General features: G+C 52.2%; 20 protein-coding genes, 1 tRNA gene and 2 pseudogenes. 15 read left to right on the top strand and 8 right to left on the bottom strand.

What is annotated here, in order from left to right; genetic code table 11:
* Positions 1-99 precede the first annotated feature (99 nt).
* The 6 genes from fliO (at position 100) to ACLRGG_RS14155 (ending at position 5,532) form a co-directional block, all read left to right on the top strand.
* Positions 100-501: a flagellar biosynthetic protein FliO gene (fliO, locus tag ACLRGG_RS14130; protein ID WP_416250390.1), complete on the top strand. Its 402-nt coding sequence runs from the start codon at positions 100-102 to the stop codon at positions 499-501.
* On the top strand, positions 501-1,235 hold the full coding sequence (gene fliP / locus ACLRGG_RS14135) for a flagellar type III secretion system pore protein FliP (RefSeq protein WP_345827932.1): 735 nt from the start codon (positions 501-503) through the stop codon (positions 1,233-1,235). The genes fliO and fliP overlap by 1 nt, the downstream gene beginning before the upstream one ends.
* Before the next feature lie 83 nt (positions 1,236-1,318).
* Positions 1,319-1,588 carry a flagellar biosynthesis protein FliQ gene (gene fliQ, locus ACLRGG_RS14140; RefSeq protein WP_416250370.1) on the top strand — a complete coding sequence of 90 codons (270 nt, stop codon included), beginning with the start codon at positions 1,319-1,321 and terminating at the stop codon, positions 1,586-1,588.
* Complete coding sequence (gene fliR / locus ACLRGG_RS14145; RefSeq protein WP_416250371.1) at positions 1,588-2,379, top strand: flagellar biosynthetic protein FliR; 792 nt, start codon at positions 1,588-1,590, stop codon at positions 2,377-2,379. The genes fliQ and fliR overlap by 1 nt, the downstream gene beginning before the upstream one ends.
* 648 nt (positions 2,380-3,027) lie before the next feature.
* Positions 3,028-3,663: a transcriptional regulator RcsA gene (rcsA, locus tag ACLRGG_RS14150; RefSeq protein WP_416250372.1), complete on the top strand. Its 636-nt coding sequence runs from the start codon at positions 3,028-3,030 to the stop codon at positions 3,661-3,663.
* Between the two features lie 165 nt (positions 3,664-3,828).
* Positions 3,829-5,532 (top strand): methyl-accepting chemotaxis protein, encoded by a 1,704-nt coding sequence (locus ACLRGG_RS14155; RefSeq protein WP_416250373.1) that lies wholly within the window; start codon positions 3,829-3,831, stop codon positions 5,530-5,532.
* 294 nt (positions 5,533-5,826) lie between these two features.
* Here the strand turns inward: ACLRGG_RS14155 and dsrB are convergent, their stop codons facing one another.
* Positions 5,827-6,027: a protein DsrB gene (gene dsrB, locus ACLRGG_RS14160; protein ID WP_416250374.1), complete on the bottom strand. Its 201-nt coding sequence runs from the start codon at positions 6,025-6,027 to the stop codon at positions 5,827-5,829.
* An 80-nt stretch (positions 6,028-6,107) separates the two neighbouring features.
* Entirely contained in the window at positions 6,108-6,266 is a 159-nt protein-coding gene (locus tag ACLRGG_RS14165; RefSeq protein WP_073980930.1) for a YqaE/Pmp3 family membrane protein, read from the bottom strand.
* Positions 6,267-6,982: 716 nt separating this feature from the next.
* Here ACLRGG_RS14165 and ACLRGG_RS14170 point away from each other — a divergent pair.
* Positions 6,983-7,789 carry a mannosyl-3-phosphoglycerate phosphatase-related protein gene (locus ACLRGG_RS14170; protein ID WP_416250375.1) on the top strand — a complete coding sequence of 269 codons (807 nt, stop codon included), beginning with the start codon at positions 6,983-6,985 and terminating at the stop codon, positions 7,787-7,789.
* Positions 7,790-7,823: 34 nt separating this feature from the next.
* Complete coding sequence (locus tag ACLRGG_RS14175) at positions 7,824-9,044, top strand: glycosyltransferase family protein (protein WP_416250376.1); 1,221 nt, start codon at positions 7,824-7,826, stop codon at positions 9,042-9,044.
* A gap of 201 nt (positions 9,045-9,245) precedes the next feature.
* On the opposite strand, the gene ACLRGG_RS14180 is transcribed toward ACLRGG_RS14175, so the two are convergent.
* Genes ACLRGG_RS14180 through ACLRGG_RS14190 form a run of 3 tightly spaced genes read right to left on the bottom strand, consistent with a single transcriptional unit; the run spans position 9,246 to position 10,611 of the window.
* On the bottom strand, positions 9,246-9,377 hold the full coding sequence (locus tag ACLRGG_RS14180; RefSeq protein ID WP_416250377.1) for a hypothetical protein: 132 nt from the start codon (positions 9,375-9,377) through the stop codon (positions 9,246-9,248).
* A gap of 44 nt (positions 9,378-9,421) precedes the next feature.
* On the bottom strand, positions 9,422-10,324 hold the full coding sequence (locus ACLRGG_RS14185; RefSeq protein WP_416250378.1) for a DUF808 family protein: 903 nt from the start codon (positions 10,322-10,324) through the stop codon (positions 9,422-9,424).
* Positions 10,325-10,335: 11 nt separating this feature from the next.
* Positions 10,336-10,611: a hypothetical protein gene (locus ACLRGG_RS14190; RefSeq protein ID WP_416250379.1), complete on the bottom strand. Its 276-nt coding sequence runs from the start codon at positions 10,609-10,611 to the stop codon at positions 10,336-10,338.
* Positions 10,612-10,779: 168 nt separating this feature from the next.
* Here ACLRGG_RS14190 and yedA point away from each other — a divergent pair, with 168 nt between their 5' ends.
* Positions 10,780-11,682, top strand: coding sequence for a drug/metabolite exporter YedA (gene yedA, locus ACLRGG_RS14195; protein ID WP_416250380.1), 903 nt, complete (start codon positions 10,780-10,782; stop codon positions 11,680-11,682).
* Positions 11,683-11,710: 28 nt separating this feature from the next.
* On the opposite strand, the gene ACLRGG_RS14200 is transcribed toward yedA, so the two are convergent.
* Both ACLRGG_RS14200 and ACLRGG_RS14205 read right to left on the bottom strand, forming a co-directional pair.
* Positions 11,711-12,178, bottom strand: a complete 468-nt coding sequence (locus ACLRGG_RS14200; RefSeq protein ID WP_416250381.1) for a very short patch repair endonuclease — start codon at positions 12,176-12,178, stop codon at positions 11,711-11,713.
* A gap of 39 nt (positions 12,179-12,217) precedes the next feature.
* Positions 12,218-13,639 (bottom strand): DNA cytosine methyltransferase, encoded by a 1,422-nt coding sequence (locus tag ACLRGG_RS14205; RefSeq protein ID WP_416250382.1) that lies wholly within the window; start codon positions 13,637-13,639, stop codon positions 12,218-12,220.
* A 274-nt stretch (positions 13,640-13,913) separates the two neighbouring features.
* Between ACLRGG_RS14205 and ACLRGG_RS14210 the strand changes: the two genes are divergently transcribed.
* The gene (locus ACLRGG_RS14210; protein WP_416250383.1) at positions 13,914-14,570 is read left to right on the top strand and encodes an epoxyqueuosine reductase QueH; all 657 of its coding nucleotides are present in this window, start codon (positions 13,914-13,916) and stop codon (positions 14,568-14,570) included.
* 93 nt (positions 14,571-14,663) lie between these two features.
* On the opposite strand, the gene ACLRGG_RS14215 is transcribed toward ACLRGG_RS14210, so the two are convergent.
* The gene (locus ACLRGG_RS14215; RefSeq protein ID WP_416250384.1) at positions 14,664-15,371 is read right to left on the bottom strand and encodes a phosphohydrolase; all 708 of its coding nucleotides are present in this window, start codon (positions 15,369-15,371) and stop codon (positions 14,664-14,666) included.
* Positions 15,372-15,970: 599 nt separating this feature from the next.
* Here ACLRGG_RS14215 and ACLRGG_RS14220 point away from each other — a divergent pair.
* From ACLRGG_RS14220 to ACLRGG_RS14240, 5 genes and pseudogenes are all read left to right on the top strand, one after another.
* Positions 15,971-16,636, top strand: coding sequence for a hypothetical protein (locus ACLRGG_RS14220; protein WP_416250385.1), 666 nt, complete (start codon positions 15,971-15,973; stop codon positions 16,634-16,636).
* A gap of 23 nt (positions 16,637-16,659) precedes the next feature.
* The gene (gene mtfA / locus ACLRGG_RS14225; RefSeq protein ID WP_416250386.1) at positions 16,660-17,448 is read left to right on the top strand and encodes a DgsA anti-repressor MtfA; all 789 of its coding nucleotides are present in this window, start codon (positions 16,660-16,662) and stop codon (positions 17,446-17,448) included.
* 101 nt (positions 17,449-17,549) lie between these two features.
* Positions 17,550-17,625, top strand: a tRNA-Asn gene (locus ACLRGG_RS14230).
* Positions 17,626-17,786: 161 nt separating this feature from the next.
* Positions 17,787-18,290, top strand: a pseudogene (locus tag ACLRGG_RS14235) (tyrosine-type recombinase/integrase); the annotation flags it as partial.
* A gap of 198 nt (positions 18,291-18,488) precedes the next feature.
* Positions 18,489-19,316 (top strand): annotated as a pseudogene (locus ACLRGG_RS14240) (DcrB-related protein).
* The last annotated feature ends 48 nt before the right edge of the window (positions 19,317-19,364 follow it).

Genomic DNA, 19,364 nt, shown 5'->3' on the forward strand with positions numbered 1-19,364 from the left:
CAGACCGGGCAGACGCTGTCTCCGTCAGCCGATCAGGAACAGCATCCATCGAAGATCCAGCAGAACAGTCAGGTGGTATCTCCGGCAGTGAGTCAGGAACTGCGTCCTACAGCGGGCCAGGTTCAGCATCAGCCGGTGGGGCAGCCTGCGATTTCAACCGGCTCAGTGCTGACGCAGGTAAGCAGCGTTCTGGCGGGCATTATCCTGTTGATTCTGGCCTGTGCCTGGCTGGCTAAGCGCCTTGGTTTTGTCCAAAAAGGGCAGGTTCGCGGGCTGAACGATCTGACTATCAGCGCAAGCTGCAAGTTGGGTCAGCGCGAACGCGTGGTGATCGTTGATGTGGAAGATGCCCGCCTGGTGCTGGGCGTGACGGCGCAGCAGATCACCCACTTACATACACTACCGCCGAAACCGCCGCAGGAACCTCCGGCGCCGTCGGCCATGACGGCAGATTTTCGTCAGGTTCTACAGACGTTGATCAAACGCCCCGGAAAGCCATAATGAAACGTTCTTTTATCCTGCCCGCTCTGCTTTTACTGCTGGCGCCTGAGGTCCATGCCCAGCTGCCGGGGCTGATGAGCCATCCGCTGGCTAACGGCGGTCAGAGCTGGTCGCTGCCGGTCCAGACGCTGGTTTTTATTACCTCACTCACTTTCCTGCCCGCTATTCTGCTGATGATGACCAGCTTTACGCGCATCATTATTGTCTTTGGCCTGTTGCGAAATGCGCTGGGTACGCCATCCGCGCCGCCGAACCAGGTGCTGCTCGGCCTGGCACTGTTTCTCACCTTCTTTATTATGGGGCCGGTGTTCGACAAAATTTATCAGGATGCTTACCTGCCGTTCAGTCAGGACAAAATCAGCATGGAGGTAGCGATAGATAAAGGTGCGCAGCCGCTAAGAGAATTTATGCTGCGTCAGACGCGCGAAGCCGACCTGGCGCTGTTCGCCCGCCTTGCCAACACGCCGCCGTTACAGGGCCCGGAATCTGTGCCTATGCGTATTCTGCTGCCTGCCTACGTCACCAGCGAGCTAAAAACCGCGTTTCAGATTGGCTTCACCGTTTTTATTCCCTTTTTGATTATCGATTTGGTCGTCGCCAGCGTACTGATGGCGCTGGGGATGATGATGGTTCCCCCAGCGACCATCTCACTGCCGTTTAAACTGATGCTGTTTGTACTGGTCGATGGCTGGCAGCTGCTGGTGAGCTCCCTGGCACAAAGTTTCTATACCTGATATGAGGTTCAATACTCAGCGTCGGGTACGAAATAAACGTCTGGCCGTTTATTCCGGTGGTTTTCTTTTAATGTGGAGTCGCGATGACACCTGAATCGGTAATGGTTATTGGTCACGATGCGATGCAGGTTGCGCTGGCGCTGGCCGCCCCGCTGCTGCTTGCCGCACTGGTCAGCGGGCTGATTATCAGTCTGCTACAGGCGGCGACGCAGATAAATGAGCAAACGCTGTCATTTATTCCCAAAATCCTGGCCGTGGTCGCCACTATGGTTGTCGCCGGTCCGTGGATGTTGAACCTGGTGCTGGACTATATGCGCACCCTGTTTACTAACCTGCCGAATATGATCGGCTAATGATAACTTTTGACAGCAGTCAGCTGATGATATGGATGGGCCAGCTCTTTTGGCCATTAGCCAGGGTAATGGCTTTGATCATGACGGCGCCGCTGCTGAGTGAAAAATCAATCAGTAAAAAGGTCAAAATCGGTCTGGGCCTGATGATCACCTGGACCCTTATCCCCTCTTTACCGCCGACCACGGTAACCCTGTTTTCCGCAGGCGGATTCTGGCTGCTGATCCAGCAAATCCTGATCGGCATCGCCATTGGATTTACTATGCAGTTCGCGTTTGCCGCAGTCAGGACGGCGGGCGAAGTGATCGGTCTGCAAATGGGCCTGTCGTTCGCGACCTTTTTTGACCCGGCCAGCCGATTGAACATGCCGGTACTTGCGCGCTTTCTCGATCTTCTGGTTATGCTGCTGTTCTTAACCTTTAACGGTCATCTCTGGCTGATATCCATGCTGGCAGACAGTTTTCATACTCTGCCCATCGGCGGCGAACCGGTTAACGGCAATGCTTTCCTTGCGCTGACCAAAGCGGCCAGTCTGATTTTCCTTAACGGTCTACGATTAGCGCTACCGCTGATAACCCTCCTCCTCACCCTAAATCTGGCCCTGGGTTTGTTAAACCGTGTTTCACCACAGCTGTCGGTATTTGCTATTGGTTTTCCGGTGACCTTATCCTTGGGTTTAGTGTTCCTCAGCCTGATGATGCCCCTGCTGGCCCCATTCTGCGAGCATCTGTTCAGTGAAGTATTCGATTTACTCTCCAGCATATTAAGTGAAATACCACAAGCCCGACCTTAACTATCACTTCTATAACAGGGCTTCATAGTTAAGCCAGAAAGATGTGTTATGCCGCTTTTCAGACTTTCTTTATCAGAATTTACTTAAGGAAATTCTGATAAATTCCCCTCAGCAATGAAAATTATTCTTATTAAAACGCAATTAGCGTATTTTGATTAACGAAACGGGTGGATCGCGACCTAATCAGTAGTAAGGGCACGATAAACAACCGTATGTTTTTACTGGAAATTTTATTTGATGCTTTTTTTCTTGTATCAAACTGCGTTTTACGGCATTGTCAACGCGCTTTTCAGCGGCACTCATTCGCAGGCTGAATGTTTTTTAGGATTAATCCTATCAGTATTTCTTGCGTTCTGGGCGATAGTGACCAGCGTCTCAGGAATTTGACCGTATGCTGTACTAAAACAAATTATCCATCAGTTACAGTGAAAAACCCCGTTTTTCACCGTCCTGCCAGGATTTTTGTCGTCTGTTCTGCGAAAGCAGCAAACGAATATAGTCAGATTTGGTAGCACGACGCAGAGCGCGAACCAGACTGAATGAGTGATAATAACAAGATCGTAATTTGAATAATTTACTCTCGAAACTACACAAACGCGTAATTCATCGTTGATTTAAACGGATAACAATTTGGTGAGGGTTGCAATAATGCCAACAATTATAATGGATTCATGCAGCTATACACGGCTAGGGCTAACGGATTACATGTCAGCGAAAGGTGTAAAAAAGAAAAATATATCCACTGTAAATGACATTGACCAGCTTTTGGATAAATGTGAACAGAGTCAGCCGGGTGTGGTATTTATCAATGAGGACTGTTTCATTCATGAAGCAGACGCCAGTCAGCGTATAAGAAATATTATCCTTCAGAATCCTGATACGCTATTTTTCATTTTCATGGCTATTTCGAATATTCATTTTGAAGAGTACCTTTACGTACGTAAGAACCTGATCATTACTTCGAAATCAGTTAAGCCTGCAACGCTGGATACATTATTGCATTCTTATTTTCAAAAACGCGTCAACGTTTCACCTCGCTACTCATCCGCTTTCGAGGTGCATCCCCTGACGCTGAGTCAGACCGAGTCAAATATGCTTAAGATGTGGATGTCTGGCCACGATACGATTCAAATATCGGATAAAATGCAAATTAAGGCCAAAACCGTTTCCTCTCATAAGGGAAATATTAAACGCAAAATCAAAACACACAATAAACAGGTTATTTACCACGTTGTCCGCCTGACGGATAATGTTACCAGCGGTATCTATGTCAATGTGAGATAGCCCCGCAGAGAAACTGCCGACTTTCGTCGGCAGTCTCTTTTGTACTATCCCCTCATTTTGTTAACTGCGTCTCATTTTTGCCTTAATCCTTTTCATTCCGCTGCCGATGTTTTGTAGACAGATCGACGCTTCGCTTCGCTTACTACAAACCAAGAGCCAAAGGACATGAAACCAATTAACCTCAGTGTTGAATCAAACCGGGTCAGTTTCTGGCAGCACATCCGTCTTGTTCCCCTCTTTTCTGCTATTCTGGGTGGAATTTTACTGTTATTTGCTCTCTGTATTGCCCTCGCCAGCTACTTTCTGATCCAGAGTAATCAGTCGCTAAAAGACGTGACCGAAGAGATTCAGGTCCGTATGGCCATCTCCAACAGTTCAAGCCACCTGCGCACCGCGCGCCTTAATATAATTCACGCTGCTGCTGCCGCAAGAATTGGCGAGATGGACACATTTAATGCTTCTCTTGCGCAGAGCGAGAACCGTATCCGGCTCGCGTCAGAGAGTTTTAAAAACTATCTGCAACGCCGGGTAAAAACAGCAGAGGATTTAGCGCTCGATGAGGAGCTTACGCATCGCTTTGATGCTTATCTTAATCAGGGCCTGCTGCCTATGGTCAAAAGTGCAAAGGACGGCAGCTTCGAAGGCGTTATTGCTCAGGAAACTGATAACACACGCAAACTGGATGACGCCTATAACGAGATATTGCTCAGGGCAATTAAAATCCGTACGCTGCGTTCAGAGCACATTAATCAGGTCGCACAGGCAAAGACCCACCTGAGCTTTATTATGATGGCCTGTGCCTTTGCTGCGGCACTACTGCTAACGCTGGCGACGTTTATTTTCCTGCGGCGTATTGTCATTACGCCACTCCGGCAGGCCGTGGATCGTATTGAACGCATCTCCCATGGTGACCTGACCGTGCCGTTGCAGCAGTGGGGTAAAAGCGAAATTGGAACGCTCAGCATTAACCTGCAAACTATGCAGCAGTCGCTGGTAAAAACGGTAGGCAGCGTCAGGGAAGGTGCCCTCGCGATTTATCAGGGGTCTGGTGAAATCTCTGCCGGGAATACCGATCTCTCATCCCGTACCGAACAGCAGGCCGCGGCCCTGGAAGAGACCGCAGCAAGTATGGAACAGTTGACGGCAACCGTTAAGCAGAACGCCGATAACGCTCATCACGCCAGCCAGCTGGCAGCGGATGCCTCCACTAAGGCACGCGAAGGGGGAGATATCGTTTCTGGCGTCATAGGGACGATGAACAGCATATCCGGCAGCTCTAAGAAGATAGCGGAAATCACCACCGTCATTAACAGCATCGCCTTTCAGACTAATATTCTGGCTCTTAATGCCGCCGTCGAAGCGGCAAGAGCAGGTGAGCAGGGCCGCGGCTTTGCAGTGGTGGCCAGTGAAGTCCGCAACCTTGCCCAGCGCAGCGCGAGTGCGGCGAAAGAGATTGAAGCGTTAATTGCAGAGTCGGTCGGACTGATTGATAAAGGCTCTACTCAGGTTGGTCATGCAGGCGAGACGATGACCGGCATCGTCGGTGCGGTCCGGCGGGTGACGGACATCATGGCGGAGATCGCAGCGGCCTCCGATGAACAAAGTCGGGGTATTCAGCAGGTGAGCCTGGCGGTAACCGAGATGGACAACGTGACGCAGCAGAATGCCTCACTGGTGGAGGAAGCCTCTGCCGCCGCGGCCTCCCTGGAAGATCAGGCTTCGCGGCTGACGCAGGCCGTGGCGGCCTTTCATCTGAGCGACAGCGCGACGCACAACAGCGTACCGGCCGTAAAGAAAGCCGACAGGCCTTTGCTACCGGCCCCTGCGCGTCCTGCGCTGGCTGAAACAGGCAACTGGGAGAAATTTTAGAGCATAACGAAAAATCCGGCGGTTACAGCTATTTACCCACCGCCGCCTACTCCCCCGACGGATGTTACTGGCCGTCAGGGGCGTGTAGGGTTGAAACTCTATACATACATTCCTTTAGTCGTTCCAGAGTAACGTTAACGTCTCTACCTGCCTTCTCTGCAATAACGGGAATATGGCCTGTCAGATGATCCTCTCGAAACAGCCTGATATCTGTATATTGCGTATCCCAACCCTTTTCTGCAGTTAACACGACATTCCCGTTCGTTGACGGGAGGATTCGATCGTGCAGACGCGTCAATTCTGGCTGTCAGGGTGCGGTTCAACAAAAATACCGTCCTGATGGCCAGTCTCATTAAAAAACCAGATGCCCATGGGATAATCATCCAGTGACACCAGGTACATGGTTCCCTCACTGAAATCCTCCACTGCCAGCACCCTTCCCGGCCGCCGTGGCCCGCCGTCAGTTTTCACCGTAACCCGATCGTTAACATTCATTAGGCTCTCCCGTGGTTAATGCCCGAAGTTTACCCCAAAAACGTGCCTTACACAGCGCAGGCTGCCCGCACCTGGCACCGCTAGCGCCGGGCAATAATCCATACTGCATGGACGATACCAGGGATATAACCACAAAGCGTCAAAAGGATATTTAACCAGAAAGCCCCGCCAAATCCGACCTGCATAAACACGCCCAGCGGAGGAAGAAGAATAGCCACTACGATACGCAAAAAATCCATTTTACCTCCAAAGCGTTGGATGAAATTTATAATACACTGATAATTATAGTCCTTTACGCCACAGCCGCAAACCAGCCTGTTGGCGCGGTCACGGCAAGGGTCCGGACATTTTCGCTTCCTTAACGTTTCACAGGCAGACTTTTGACAGGACGGGCGCTTACACTGTATTCACTGCACCAACCCCCAAAGGCGCAGTCAACCTAAAAAGTAACAAGGATTTTTGCCCGCGCAGCGCGGGCTTTTTTTCGTCTCGCGAACCCGGTCTGTTTTGCAAAACGTCTGGCAGGGATGGTCTTAATTTATGCGTGTTTCGATCCCTGGACAGCGGGCAAAAAAATCCCGGCCAGTGGCCGGGAATGAAAATTCATAATAATGAAATTCGGTACAGAGAAATTCTCTGACCTGAGAATGATAACGAACTTCACGCTTAAGATAAATCTGAATAACCTGCCCGTAACTGTACAGTACATACTTTTCTGTAAAGCTTTTTCCTGTCTCACCCTTGTCAGGCGCGAGCCGAAAACACTTTCTCAATGCAGGGGTATCAACCTTTCGGGCGTATTTTTTTAAGAGTATTCCTAAACGCCTGACCTCTTCCGATCGGCGATCGAATAACGTCCGCTTTCCCGATCGCCAGTCGGCGCTATACTGTAATGAAAATGCAGCATTTTTACACCAGACTGCGTGACATCAGACTGCTTGAGGAGGTAATGGCCATGCCCAGACTTTCAGACCCGCTGATGATAGTGACCGATTTAGATGGGTCCCTGCTCGACCACCATACCTACAGCTGGCAACCCGCGCAGTCGTGGCTCGATCGCCTTACTGCTGCGGATATTCCGGTGGTGATTTGTTCCAGTAAAACGGCGGCGGAAATTATCCCGCTGCAGCGCGCATTAGGCATTTCCGGCATGCCATTTATCAGTGAAAATGGCGCGATTGTCGACGGGGGCAGCGCTGGAAGCGTACCGCCCGTGGTACAGCAGGGTAAGGATTACGCTGGACTGTGCGACACGCTGCAACGACTCAGAAGCCAGTATGATGCTAAATTCACTGGCTTTGCCGATGTCACGCAAAAGGAGGTTGCTGACTGGACGGGACTCAGCCTTCACGATGCCTTACTGGCGAAACAGCGCCAGGGCTCCGAGAGTATTATCTGGCGCGATTCGCCGGAAAAATTCACCCTCTTTCAGCACTGGCTGGCCGATGAAGGGCTGGAACTGGTACAGGGCGGACGGTTCTGGCATGTGATGAACCAGGGCGGCGGAAAAGGTGCCGCGCTGGCCTGGTTACTTGAACATCTCTCTCCGCCCTCCTCATCGCGCTACCTTACCGTCGGGCTGGGAGACGGCCCTAATGACGCCCCAATGCTTGAGAGCACCGATTACGCCGTTATTATCAAAGGCTACAGTAAAACACCAATCGGACTGTTACGAAACGATAACGAGAATATATTCCACAGTACGCACTATGGTCCACAAGGCTGGAGCGAAGGGCTGACACATTTTATCACCGGGGATTAAGGCTGCGTGCTCGCACCGTTTAAAGGGGAGTGTAATGAGTGATTTTTTCCAGAATGGCGTTATAACCAATTTTCATAATCTGACCGCCAGGCCTGTTAACGAGCTTGAAAAGGATCTGGTTCGTTTTTCGCAAAAAAGGAAGATGGCGCTCATCTTGCCCTCCCTGTTTTCAGAGCTGGAAGGGCCGGCGCTGAGTCATATCGTCGATGAGCTGGCGAAAGTTCCCTACCTTGAGGAGATCGTAATTGGTCTTGATCAGGCCGACAGGGAGCAGTTTCTCCACGCGCGCGAATTCTTTTCCCGCCTGCCCCAGCGTCATCGTATTCTGTGGAATGATGGCCCCCGTCTTAAAGCGCTGGATGCCGAACTGGATAAAGAGGGACTTTCACCCGCTCAGCCGGGAAAAGGTCGTAACGTCTGGTTCTGTACGGGCTATACGCTGGCCTCCGATCGCTCATCCTGCGTGGCGCTGCATGATTGTGACATTGTCACCTATGAGCGCGGTATGCTGGCCCGCCTGCTCTACCCACTGGCCAACCCCGCGTTCCAGTATGAATTCTGCAAAGGCTTTTACGCCCGGGTGGCTGATAACAGGCTTAACGGACGGGTTGGTCGCCTGCTGGTGGGTCCGCTTCTCCGGTCACTGCAAAAAGTGTACGGTCATTCTGAGTATCTGGATTATCTCACCAGCTTTCGCTATCCGCTTTCGGGCGAATTTGCTATGCGTACCCACGTGCTGAATGGCATTAAAATTCCTGGCGACTGGGGACTTGAAATCGGCGTGCTCTCTGAAATTTACCGTAATTACACCACCCGTCAGAGCTGCCAGGTCGAGATTGCCGATAACTATGACCACAAGCACCAGCCGCTATCAGAAGAGAACGGAACCGGTGGACTGCGCAGAATGAGTAACGATATTGTCCAGTCACTGCTGCGGAAGATGGCGACGATGGGGGTGAATCTGACCAGCGATTCGTTCCGGGTACTGAAAGCGACCTATTACCGCAACGCGCTGGATATGATGGAGATTTACCATCATGAAGCCACCATGAACGGCCTGAAGTTCGACCAGCATGCGGAAGAGGCGGCGGTGGAGATGTTTACCCAGTCGATTCTTGAAGCGGGACAGTCGTTTATCGAGCGACCCAATGAGAAGCCGTTTATCCCCAGCTGGAGCCGGGTACAGTCTGCTTTTCCCGATATTTTGCATCGTATCTATCAGGCCGTAGAAGAGGACAACGCGGGCAAGGTGTAGGGTGCTGCGGCAAGCGCAAATAGCGAATAGCGAATAGCGAATAGCAAATAGCAAATAGCAAATAGCAAATAGCAAATAGCAAATAGCAAATAGCGAATAGCGAATAGCGAATAGCGAATACAGGCTGCAATCAATCGCAGCGATAAAAAAGCGAGTAAGTCATCTTACTCGCTTTTTTTACCCGCTCAGGAGCACTGACACTCAGATTTTGCAGCCTTCGCAGTCCGCTTCATCACTCAGATCTTCAGGCACTTCGGCGGCCTTTTTACGGGCATTGGCTTCAGCCTGCTCCAGCTGCGCATCTATATCAAATTCAAAAATATCGTCTTTCATGGGTTCTCCGTAAAGGGTAGCGGCTCAGCTGCACTTTATACTGATTAACGACGTACTCTGGCAATCAGATTTACCGCCAGCAGCACAATCGACCCCACCACCATCCCGACAAGCAGACTGGCCAGATTGGTCAGCAAAGAGGCGGATAAGCCGCTAAAGCCGCTGGTGTAGCCTTCAATAAGCTGTGCCAGCGCATGAATGCCGTGCACGATAATTCCACCGCCTACCAGAAACATTGCCAGCGTACCGACCACGGTGAGGATCTTCATCATCCACGGGGCCATTGCCAGCAGCGCTCCCCCCACCCCCTGCGCGAGCGACGAGGATTTCTCTTTCAGCCACAGCCCCAGGTCATCTATTTTGACAATGCCGGCCACGATACCGTAAACGCCGATAGTCACCAGGATCGCAATACCAGAAAGGATCAGGACCTGATTTAAGAGGGGCGCTTCAGAAACGATACCCAGCGTAATGGCCACAATTTCTGCGGAGAGGATAAAGTCAGTACGCACGGCCCCTTTGATCTTTTTCTTCTCAAACTCAGCCGCGTTTTGCTGACTGAGATTTTGTAGCCGTTTCTCGCGCGCCTCAGGCGAGTGCTCTGATTTGTCTTTACGGAGGCTGTGAACCACTTTCTCCATCCCTTCATAGCTGAGGTAGGCCCCGCCCAGCATCAGCAGAGGGGTTATCGCCCAGGGCGCCCAGGTGCTGATAATCAGCGCCAGCGGCACCAGTATCAGCTTGTTAAGAAACGACCCTTTTGCCACCCCCCAGACTACGGGAATTTCACGGTTAGCCTTAACGCCGCTCACCTGCTGCGCATTAAGCGAGAGATCGTCGCCGAGTACGCCAGCCGTTTTCTTTGCTGCGACTTTTCCCATTACGGAAATATCGTCCAGCAGCGTGGAAATATCATCCAATAGCGTCAGTAAGCTACTTCCTGCCAAAATACCCTTCCTTATTCATGTCCATCATGTTGACAGCAGGGACATACCTGCATCTCGACCACCGCCATATCGGCGATGCCGTCACACTCCCACTCGACCCGTACCGGTTGCCCGTCGGCTTCCTGATGATGCAGATATTTACTGACCGGGCTTTCCGTCATGCCGCTCACGTCTTCCGTCGCCACCAGCCTGTCGCCGACAAAAATACGCGCCGTGGCCTGCGTCCCGACCATGCGCTCGCCGTCGATTTTGTACAGCCGACGCACCGTAAGTTTGATACTGCCCATCATCCACCGTAAGAGAATGTTAAAGAGTGTGATCTAAGCAATTATGAACGAGAGATGCAAATTGTCTTCTCCGAATCTGTTGAAGAGGAAAAAAAAGCGGCAATTCATCTGGTTGAACGGAGAAATTAGCGTTAAGTTAACCTACCATTAACAATTATGAAGAAAATCATGCTACGCCGCTCCCCTACTCTTCTCCCGCTACTTATCGCCCTGTTCGCGCTTTACTTTATCTGGGGATCGACCTACTTCGTGATCCGCATCGGCGTACAGAGCTGGCCACCGATGATGATGGCTGGCCTGCGCTTTCTGCTGGCAGGGGTGGTGCTGTCGCTTTATCTGTTACTGCGCGGTGAGAAACTCCCCTCATGGCGGGCAGCGGGGAACGCTGCGCTGGTGGGCATAATGCTGCTGGCCATTGGCAACGGGACCGTAACGGTCGCGGAGCATCAGAACGTGCCATCCGGCATTGCCGCCGTCATGGTGGCAACCGTCCCTCTGTTCGCCCTGTGCTTCAGCCGCCTTTTCGGCATCCAGACCCGCTGGATCGAATGGCTGGGCATTGCCGTCGGGCTGGTGGGGATAATTCTGCTGAACAGCGGCGGTCATCCGGGCAGCTCACCGTGGGGCGCGATAATTATGCTGGGTTCAGTCAGCTGGGCGTTTGGTTCGGTATGGGGCTCACGGATCACCCTGCCGCAGGGGATGATGGCGGGGGCAATAGAAATGCTTACGGCGGGGGTTGTGCTGCTGATAGCCAGCCAGCTGTATGGTGAAAAACTTAGCGCCCCGCCTTCGCTACAGGGGATGCTGGCGCTTGGCTACCTGAGCCTCTTTGGTTCCGTTATTGCGATTAACGCCTATATGTTTCTGATCCGCAACGTAACACCCGCTGTTGCCACCAGCTATGCCTATGTTAATCCGGTGGTTGCCGTGCTGCTTGGCATTGGCTTCGGCGGTGAAAGCCTGAGCTCGCGCGAATGGCTGGCACTGGCGACAATTGTCCTGGCGGTTATCCTGGTCACACTGGGTAAATACCTGTTCCCCGGCCGCGTCCAAAGTCCGTCGCTGTAGATGAATCACCTGCCGCCAGGCGGCAGAGTTACATCTGATGGATGCCCAGTGCGTCGATTTCCGCATTGCCGCTCCCGGCACAGAGCCACTCTTCCAGTCGGGATTGTAGCGCGCCCTGCTCCAGGCGGGTTTTCCCACGCAGGGCGCACTCCCACACTACCATCACCTTCCAGCCTTCGTCAGTAAGCTGTTGAATGTCGCGCCGGTCGCGCTCGACGTTTCTGCCTATTTTCTCCATCCAGAATTGGGTGCGCGTCGCAGGCACCTTAAAAAGATGGCAGTGATGATGATGCCAGAAGCAGCCGTGTGCGAAGATAATGGCCTGATACTGGCTCAGCACAAAATCTGGGCGTCCCGCCAGGGTTTTATCCTGAACGGCAAAGCTAAAACCCTGGTCCGCCAGCAGTTCGGCAAGCCGGTTTTCAATTGCCGTATCACGCGTACCGATGGCGCGCATATTTTTAGTGCGAATTTCAGCGGAGTGTACATCAGCCATCACAATCTCCTTATGCCCAGGCTAAGTATAGACGCAGACTTACGGGCGAGCCTGACGCTGCGCAACCGCCTGTTTTATCCACGGCAGCAAAAGCCTGGCGATGGCCGCAAAGGCCGGTACCACTACCGAGTTGCCAAACTGACGATAGGCCTGAGTATCGGAAACCGGGATGCGGAAGCGATAGCCGTCAGGCTGTTCAAACCCCATCAGACGGGCGCACTCGCGCGGCGTCAGGCGGCGCGGGCGACGCTGCTGGTTTTCAGCATTATTGAAATCACGTTCGCCCAGCGCCCTGTCCCAGCCACGGTCAATCAGGATCTCCGACCCGTCTTTGTAATAGCGCGCAGAGAGGGTGCGTACCACGCCGTTTTCCCGCTGTGGATCCACCAGCCCATACCCGAAGCCATTGCCCTTCGCCTGGTGCTTTTTCGCATACTGATAGAGATACTTCCACAGCGTCGGCGTGAGAATGTATTTTTCATCGACCGAAGGTTCCAGCAGCGCCCTGAGCGGCGTCCTGTGCGCGGGATAGAGTGAAGAAAGCGCGTCCAGGCTGAAGGACGGCAGATGAAGATCGCGACGAAAGCCCACCAGCACGATACGTTCACGATGCTGCGGCAGGAAATGCTGGCCGTCGACGATTTTAGGATCCTTCGGGCCGCTGATGTTCGCGTCAGCCACGTCATAGCCCAGCTCATCCAGGGTATCCATGATGATGCGGAAGGTTTTACCCTTATCATGACTCTTAAGGTTTTTAACGTTTTCCAGCACGAAAATGGCCGGTTTCTTGGCGGTAATAATGCGGGCAACGTCGAAAAATAACGTGCCCTGCGCCTCGCACTCAAATCCATGCGCGCGCCCCAGGGCATTTTTCTTGGACACGCCCGCCAGCGAAAACGGCTGGCAGGGAAAACCGGCCAGCAGGACATCATGATCGGGAACCTGCTGGTCGATATGCTGATATGCCTGCTGTTCACTGACGCTGGCATCATTGCTGAGGGTCACATCGCGAATATCCTGATTAAAGGTGTGTGCATCAGGGCAGCAGTACCAGTTGGCTTTATAGGTACGCACCGAGAATTTATTCCACTCACTGGTGAACACGCACTGTCCGCCCGCCGCTTCAAAACCGCTGCGAATGCCGCCAATACCGGCAAACAAATCGATAAAACGGAACGCGTAATCAGGATGGTGAGCCGGGGGGGCCGGCAGCATCTGCCTCAGCAGGCTGACTTCGGCTTCGGTAAGCGGGTTGGCAGGGCTTTTACCGTTAGTCCAGCGGTTGAGCGCTTCGCGCGTCCACTCATACTGCCCCAGTTCACGCAGGGCCTGCACGACGGTTTTCTGGTCGTAGATCTCCAGCACCCGCTGGAGCAGCAGACAATCCTGCTCAAATTGCTTCCAATCCTGCTCGCGAGCCTGCCTGGCCAGCAGCAGCGCTGCGCTATCAATCTCGTTCATAATGACTCAGTTAAGTGTTAAACGCGTGACAGTCTACCACTTAACTGACCCGGAGCCAGGGGTAAGCATCCGTTAGCTGATACGGGCTGCCTGAATGCGTCTGCTTCCTTTCACTGCGACTCAGTGGTGTCTCATTCTGGGGTTAGCCTCCTGCAACCGGAGATCCCTGCCCGCAAAAACGCCTTTTTGCCTTTACCTGCACCTGCGACCGTGACATCTTCCCTCTGCGCCCCTACACTAGCGCTGTTTTAAGAAACCATTGGAGCCTGCCGCCATGAGCGAAATCTCACGTCCCCTTCTGACTCTCCCTAATGGAGCAAAAAAGCTGCTGCTGCACTCCTGCTGCGCGCCCTGCTCGGGCGAGGTCATGGAAGCCATCCAGGCAGCCGGGATTGAGTACACCATTTTCTTCTACAATCCGAACATTCATCCGCAGAAAGAGTATCTGCTGCGGAAAGAAGAAAATATCCGCTTTGCTGAACAGCACGGCGTTCCCTTTGTGGATGCGGACTACGATACCGATAACTGGTTTGAAAGAGCCAAAGGCATGGAGTGGGAGCCGGAGCGCGGCGCGCGCTGCACCATGTGCTTCGATATGCGCTTTGAGCGCACCGCGCTTTATGCCCATGAGAACGGCTTTGATGCTATCTCCAGCTCGCTGGGGATCTCCCGCTGGAAAAATATGGAGCAGATTAACGGCTGTGGCGTACGCGCTGCCGCGCCCTACCCGGGGATGGTGTACTGGGAGTATAACTGGCGCAAAAAGGGCGGCTCCGCCCGTATGATAGAGATCAGCAAGCGTGAGCGCTTTTACCAGCAGGAGTACTGTGGCTGCGTCTACTCACTGCGTGATACCAACCTTCATCGTAAAAGTCAGGGCCGCCCCCTGATAAAACTGGGCGTACTGTATTATGGTGATGAAGAGCAGTAATCACCCGATAAAATAACCCTGTCCAGCCTCTTTTCTCCTCCCTGATCTTTATGCAAGGGGGGAGAAGAGATAACGCTTGTTCTCAAACGCTCATCATATTTTCTGCGGCCCGCCGGGGCTAAATTCCTGCAGCACATCCTCGTCCAGCCCACAGAAATCGCCTTTCAGCTCCGCGCACAGCTTTGCCATATAGGTCACCAGAAAATGGGTGTTATATTCCGCCAGCCGACGGCCTTCCGGGGTTTGCATCTGCTCCGGCAATTTCAGTAGCTTCTTCTGAAAATGGTCCAGCGCCCACTCTGCATCATTGAGCGGCCTGCCACGCCCCAGCGGATCGGTGCTGTCAAACAGCGAACGTCCCAGCGCACCAGAGACATAAAATACCCTGGCCAGCCCTATCGCGCCCAGTGATTCCAGCCGATCCGCATCCTGAACGATTTTTGCCTCCAGCGTTTCGGCCTTTATGCCCGCGCTGAAACTGTGCGCATGAACGGCATGGCTAACCGCATCGATTTTCTGCGGCGGGAAGTCAGGGAAAACCTCCTGTAAAATACGTCGCGCCTCCACGGCAGCCTGAGCGGAAGCGAGATGGCGTTCCGGGTGATTTTTAGGCAGGTTAACAATATCGTGAAAGTAACAGCCGGTGAGCACCACCAGCTCATCCGCTTCGCTTCCCTTCATTATACGCTGCGCCGTCTGCCACACGCGCCGCAGATGGGCCACATCGTGCGCCTTGTCGTCCTGAGGCCAGGTTTCATGCAGCCAGCATTCAAAACGGTTTTGCCAGAGTATCAGGGACATGGACTTCTCCTTATTATTTGGACTTTTTGAGATGCCATTGGACCAGGGCAGGCGACTGCGTGGTATAGCGGTAAGGGGCGGCCAAAATGAGACCTGCATCATGTTTATAACGCTAAATTAAACCATTTCACACTTTTTTCGTTGCTGCGTTTTTTATTGCTAAAAAAATTATTTGATTGTTTTTCAGGCAGATGCTTAAACGGATATAATGTACGATGCGAAATAAGTTTCCCGCACCTTTAATAAAATGCTTTAGAATTCTCCCAAAGCACTTGATATAGCATCCCGACGCACCATATCTCTTGCAGAGTAATGTTACGCCCTTACCGTCTGTAAGGGACTGTAAAGAAGCAAATGTTGACCGGGCAAACCCTTGCAAAAGCAAGGGGTATTATCAGAAGAATTAGACAGGGCGTCTCAGGAGATTGTAAACGTTTACGTGCAGACCTGGTTAGACGCTAATTAAGAAGTATAATTAATGTATATTTGCGCTCATCACAAAAGCGTTAAGTGCCAGGTTTAGGTTCAGATTTATCTGTATTGTATTTTTATTTTGGCTGTGATCAGCGTTTCAACCAGAAAGTTACAGGGGTAAAACCATGAAAGAACGCCCGATTTTATTTAATGATCAACGGGTGCGAGCGCTGCTCTCTGACCAACAACGACAAACCCGACGCATTATGAAGTCACAGTTTTTGGGGCCGGGCCAGGATAACCATGAAGGCTGTTATGGGATTGACGTACTGAGTAATAATCTGCAGGGAAATCGGGTGATGGGTATGGAAAACTTAAGTTATCACTGCCCTTACGGGCAGCCTGGCGACAAGCTTTGGGTGAGGGAAACCTGGCGTGGCCCACTTATCGATCAAAGCGAAATAGCCGAATACGAACGTGCGCCCACGCAGTTTAAAAACCCGCGCTACTGTCAGTATCGTGCAGATACCAGCCAGTTTTCCAATGCAGAAGATGACGATCAGCATTTTGGCTGGCAGGCCGGCATTCATATGCCACGTTGGGCAAGCCGCATCAATCTGCTGATTACCGGGATACGCGTTGAAAAAATCCAGGATATCAGCGACGACGACGTTATTGCTGAGGGCGTACAGACTGACTCTCATTTTCTGAATAATTTTTTCACCATGCACCATGAGGCCGTTTCTACAAAAGATGCCTATCGTAAACAGTGGGCATTGCAGTACGGCGGCACCAGCTGGGAAGTAAATCCCTGGGTTTGGGTTATTGATTTTACGCGTGAACCAAATTAACCATAACTAACGGGTGTGGGTTAATGATCAAATGGCCGTGGAAAAAACCGGATGCCGCTACCGCCTCCCTGCCCTGGCAGGCGGCGCTAGCTATTCCCATTTTGCGCGGCTTCGATCAATCCGAGCAGCGGCGTCTGACGGCACTGGCTGGCAGGTTTTTGCAGCAAAAGCGTCTGTTGCCGCTGCAGGATGTAAACCTGGACGAACTTCAATGCGCCCGGCTGGCACTCCTTTTTAGCCTGCCGGTGTTAAACCTGGGTAATCACTGGCTCGACGGTTTTCATGAAGTGCTGATCTATCCCGCGCCTTTCCGGGTCGACGACGAGTGGCAGGATGAGTTTGGTCTGGTACACCGGGAGCAATCAGTCCATGCCGGCCAGAGCTGGCTGCAGGGCCCGATCGTTTTAAACTGGATGGATGTGCAGGATTCTTTCGATCTTTCCGGGTTTAACCTGGTGATTCATGAAGTGGCCCACAAGCTCGATTCACGCGGAAGCGGGTATACCAACGGCGTTCCCGCTATTGCATTAAGTGAAGTGGCCGCCTGGGAGCAGGATCTTAACGCGGCCATGAATGCGATACGGGACGAGATCGAGCTGGTGGGGGAAGCGGCGGCCAGTATGGACGCCCAGGCCGCCAGCGAGCCAGCGGAGTGCTTTGCGGTGCTGTCGGAATATTTTTTTAGCGCGCCGCATCTGCTGAATACTCGGTTTCCGTCACTCTACCGACGCTTTAGCGGGTTTTACCGCCAGGATCCCGCGGCGCGCTTCGGGCTCGACGCGACGGTACATGCGGACAAAGTTGGCTATTAAGCCACCGGGTTGCTTTAAACGCAGCCAGTTGAAAGCCCGAGTGTTTTTTGCTGTTGACAGCCCCGGACGCCCTCGCTAATATGCGCCCCATCGAAACCGATTCCTCTGTAGTTCAGTCGGTAGAACGGCGGACTGTTAATCCGTATGTCACTGGTTCGAGTCCAGTCAGAGGAGCCATATTTATGTTTTCATGCATCTTCGCGAATCTTTATATGAATTAGATTCAACGAGTTAGTATGAAAATTCTTCCCGATGCATTTTCATTTCCCCCTCCGCATCGGGAAAAATTGGTGGTCTGATTTGGGGTCATTTCAGTTCGATTATGGAGTGACCACCATATGTCTCTGAACGACACTAAAATCCGCAGCTTAAAACCATCCGCTAAACCTTTCAAAGTTTCCGATTCTCATGGCCTGTACCTTTTAGTCAATCCAGGCGGTTCACGTCTCTGGTATCTCAAATATCGTATCAATGGTAAAGAATCACGGCTCGGTTTAGGTGCTTATCCTGATGTCTCTCTGGCCGACGCCCGGCAACAGCGTGACGACATCCGTAAGCTACCTGCACAGAAGGTAAACCCGGCACAACAGCGTCTCACTGAAAAGGCAGCCCGGCCACCGGAAAAAGCCTTCAAAGCCATAGCTCTGAGCTGGCATAAAAGCAATAAAACCTGGTCGGAAGATCACGCTAATCGCGTGCCTGGCCGCATGAACAACCACATTTTCCCGGTAATTGGTCGTCTGCCGGTAACAGAACTGAAAGTTCAGCACTTCATCAATCTGCTGAAAGGCATTGAGAATAAAGGCTTGCTGGAAATAGCTTCTCGTACCCGACAATACTTAAGCAGCTAATGGATTATGATACTAAAGAGGATGTCTGCGGCCACGGATTCCGGGCAATGGCCTGTAGCGCCCTGATAGAGTCCGGCCTATGGTCGGAGAATAGCTGTTCGGAATAGTAGATCACTTTGAAGGAACTCAGCCCGGATTGTGCGATCTGATCAATCGCCAAATCTCACAAATCACCAACCGGACTGAGCGATGCCGATCATAGCACCAATACCCCGTAGTGAACGACGCCTGATACAGAAAACTATCCACAAAACCCAGGATAAAAACCATGCCCGCCGACTGACGGCGATGCTGATGCTGCACCGGGGCGACTCCGTCAGTGATGTTGCCAGAACGCTCTGCTGTGCCCGTTCATCCGTTGGTCGCTGGATAAACTGGTTTACCTTTTATGGCACTGATGGCCTGAAATCGCTGCCACCTGGACGTGGGTGACGCTGGCCATTTGAGCATATCTGTTCGCTCATGCTCCAGCTGATAAAACACTCACCGGGTGATTTTGGTTATTAGCGTTCACGCTGGAGCACTGAACTTATGGCAATAAAAATCAGAGAGCATCTACATGCATCCACTGTCCGTCGGTGGCTTCCTCAGGCCGGCCTTGTCTGGCGAAGAGCTGCTCCAACGCTCAGGATCCGTGACCCGCACAAGGAAGAAAAAATGGCTGCTATCCATACCGCGATTTCACAGTGCAGCCAGGAAAATCCGGTGTTTTACGAAGATGATTGCGAAACGCTGTCAGCTTATATTGACCGGCAGTTAACCCTGATACAGAAGCATCTTAAAGACTGGAAGCAGACGGAACGGGTGCCTGTGGTGCTCGGCAATAACCTGTTACAGGGTGAATGTGTGCATGCCAGCTACCTGCGTGACGGTAAACGGGTCTTCCAGCAGCAGGCGGTATTTAACACCTCTGAAAACAAGATTCTGGTGTTCACCATGACCTGCACCGCGATACTGACAGACGGGCACAGTCAACAATTTCAGGCGCTGCTTGCCAGCTTTTGTTTTAACACCTGACAATTAAGGAATGTTGTTATGTTTGAAGCCTGTCTCTTATACACATCT

Origin of the sequence: Erwinia sp. PPS120 (genome assembly GCF_047918655.1) — a bacterium.
Taxonomy (GTDB): Bacteria; Pseudomonadota; Gammaproteobacteria; order Enterobacterales; family Enterobacteriaceae; genus Erwinia; species Erwinia tasmaniensis_A.

Coding starts and splice junctions, on each gene's coding strand:
- fliP (WP_345827932.1), top strand. CDS start 501: ATGAAACGTTCTTTTATCCTGCCCGCTCTGCTTTTACTGCTGGCGCCT.
- fliQ (WP_416250370.1), top strand. CDS start 1,319: ATGACACCTGAATCGGTAATGGTTATTGGTCACGATGCGATGCAGGTT.
- fliR (WP_416250371.1), top strand. CDS start 1,588: ATGATAACTTTTGACAGCAGTCAGCTGATGATATGGATGGGCCAGCTC.
- rcsA (WP_416250372.1), top strand. CDS start 3,028: ATGCCAACAATTATAATGGATTCATGCAGCTATACACGGCTAGGGCTA.
- ACLRGG_RS14155 (WP_416250373.1), top strand. CDS start 3,829: ATGAAACCAATTAACCTCAGTGTTGAATCAAACCGGGTCAGTTTCTGG.
- dsrB (WP_416250374.1), bottom strand. CDS start 6,027: ATGAATGTTAACGATCGGGTTACGGTGAAAACTGACGGCGGGCCACGG.
- ACLRGG_RS14165 (WP_073980930.1), bottom strand. CDS start 6,266: ATGGATTTTTTGCGTATCGTAGTGGCTATTCTTCTTCCTCCGCTGGGC.
- ACLRGG_RS14170 (WP_416250375.1), top strand. CDS start 6,983: ATGCCCAGACTTTCAGACCCGCTGATGATAGTGACCGATTTAGATGGG.
- ACLRGG_RS14175 (WP_416250376.1), top strand. CDS start 7,824: ATGAGTGATTTTTTCCAGAATGGCGTTATAACCAATTTTCATAATCTG.
- ACLRGG_RS14180 (WP_416250377.1), bottom strand. CDS start 9,377: ATGAAAGACGATATTTTTGAATTTGATATAGATGCGCAGCTGGAGCAG.
- ACLRGG_RS14190 (WP_416250379.1), bottom strand. CDS start 10,611: ATGGGCAGTATCAAACTTACGGTGCGTCGGCTGTACAAAATCGACGGC.
- yedA (WP_416250380.1), top strand. CDS start 10,780: ATGCTACGCCGCTCCCCTACTCTTCTCCCGCTACTTATCGCCCTGTTC.
- ACLRGG_RS14200 (WP_416250381.1), bottom strand. CDS start 12,178: ATGGCTGATGTACACTCCGCTGAAATTCGCACTAAAAATATGCGCGCC.
- ACLRGG_RS14205 (WP_416250382.1), bottom strand. CDS start 13,639: ATGAACGAGATTGATAGCGCAGCGCTGCTGCTGGCCAGGCAGGCTCGC.
- ACLRGG_RS14210 (WP_416250383.1), top strand. CDS start 13,914: ATGAGCGAAATCTCACGTCCCCTTCTGACTCTCCCTAATGGAGCAAAA.
- ACLRGG_RS14215 (WP_416250384.1), bottom strand. CDS start 15,371: ATGTCCCTGATACTCTGGCAAAACCGTTTTGAATGCTGGCTGCATGAA.
- ACLRGG_RS14220 (WP_416250385.1), top strand. CDS start 15,971: ATGAAAGAACGCCCGATTTTATTTAATGATCAACGGGTGCGAGCGCTG.
- mtfA (WP_416250386.1), top strand. CDS start 16,660: ATGATCAAATGGCCGTGGAAAAAACCGGATGCCGCTACCGCCTCCCTG.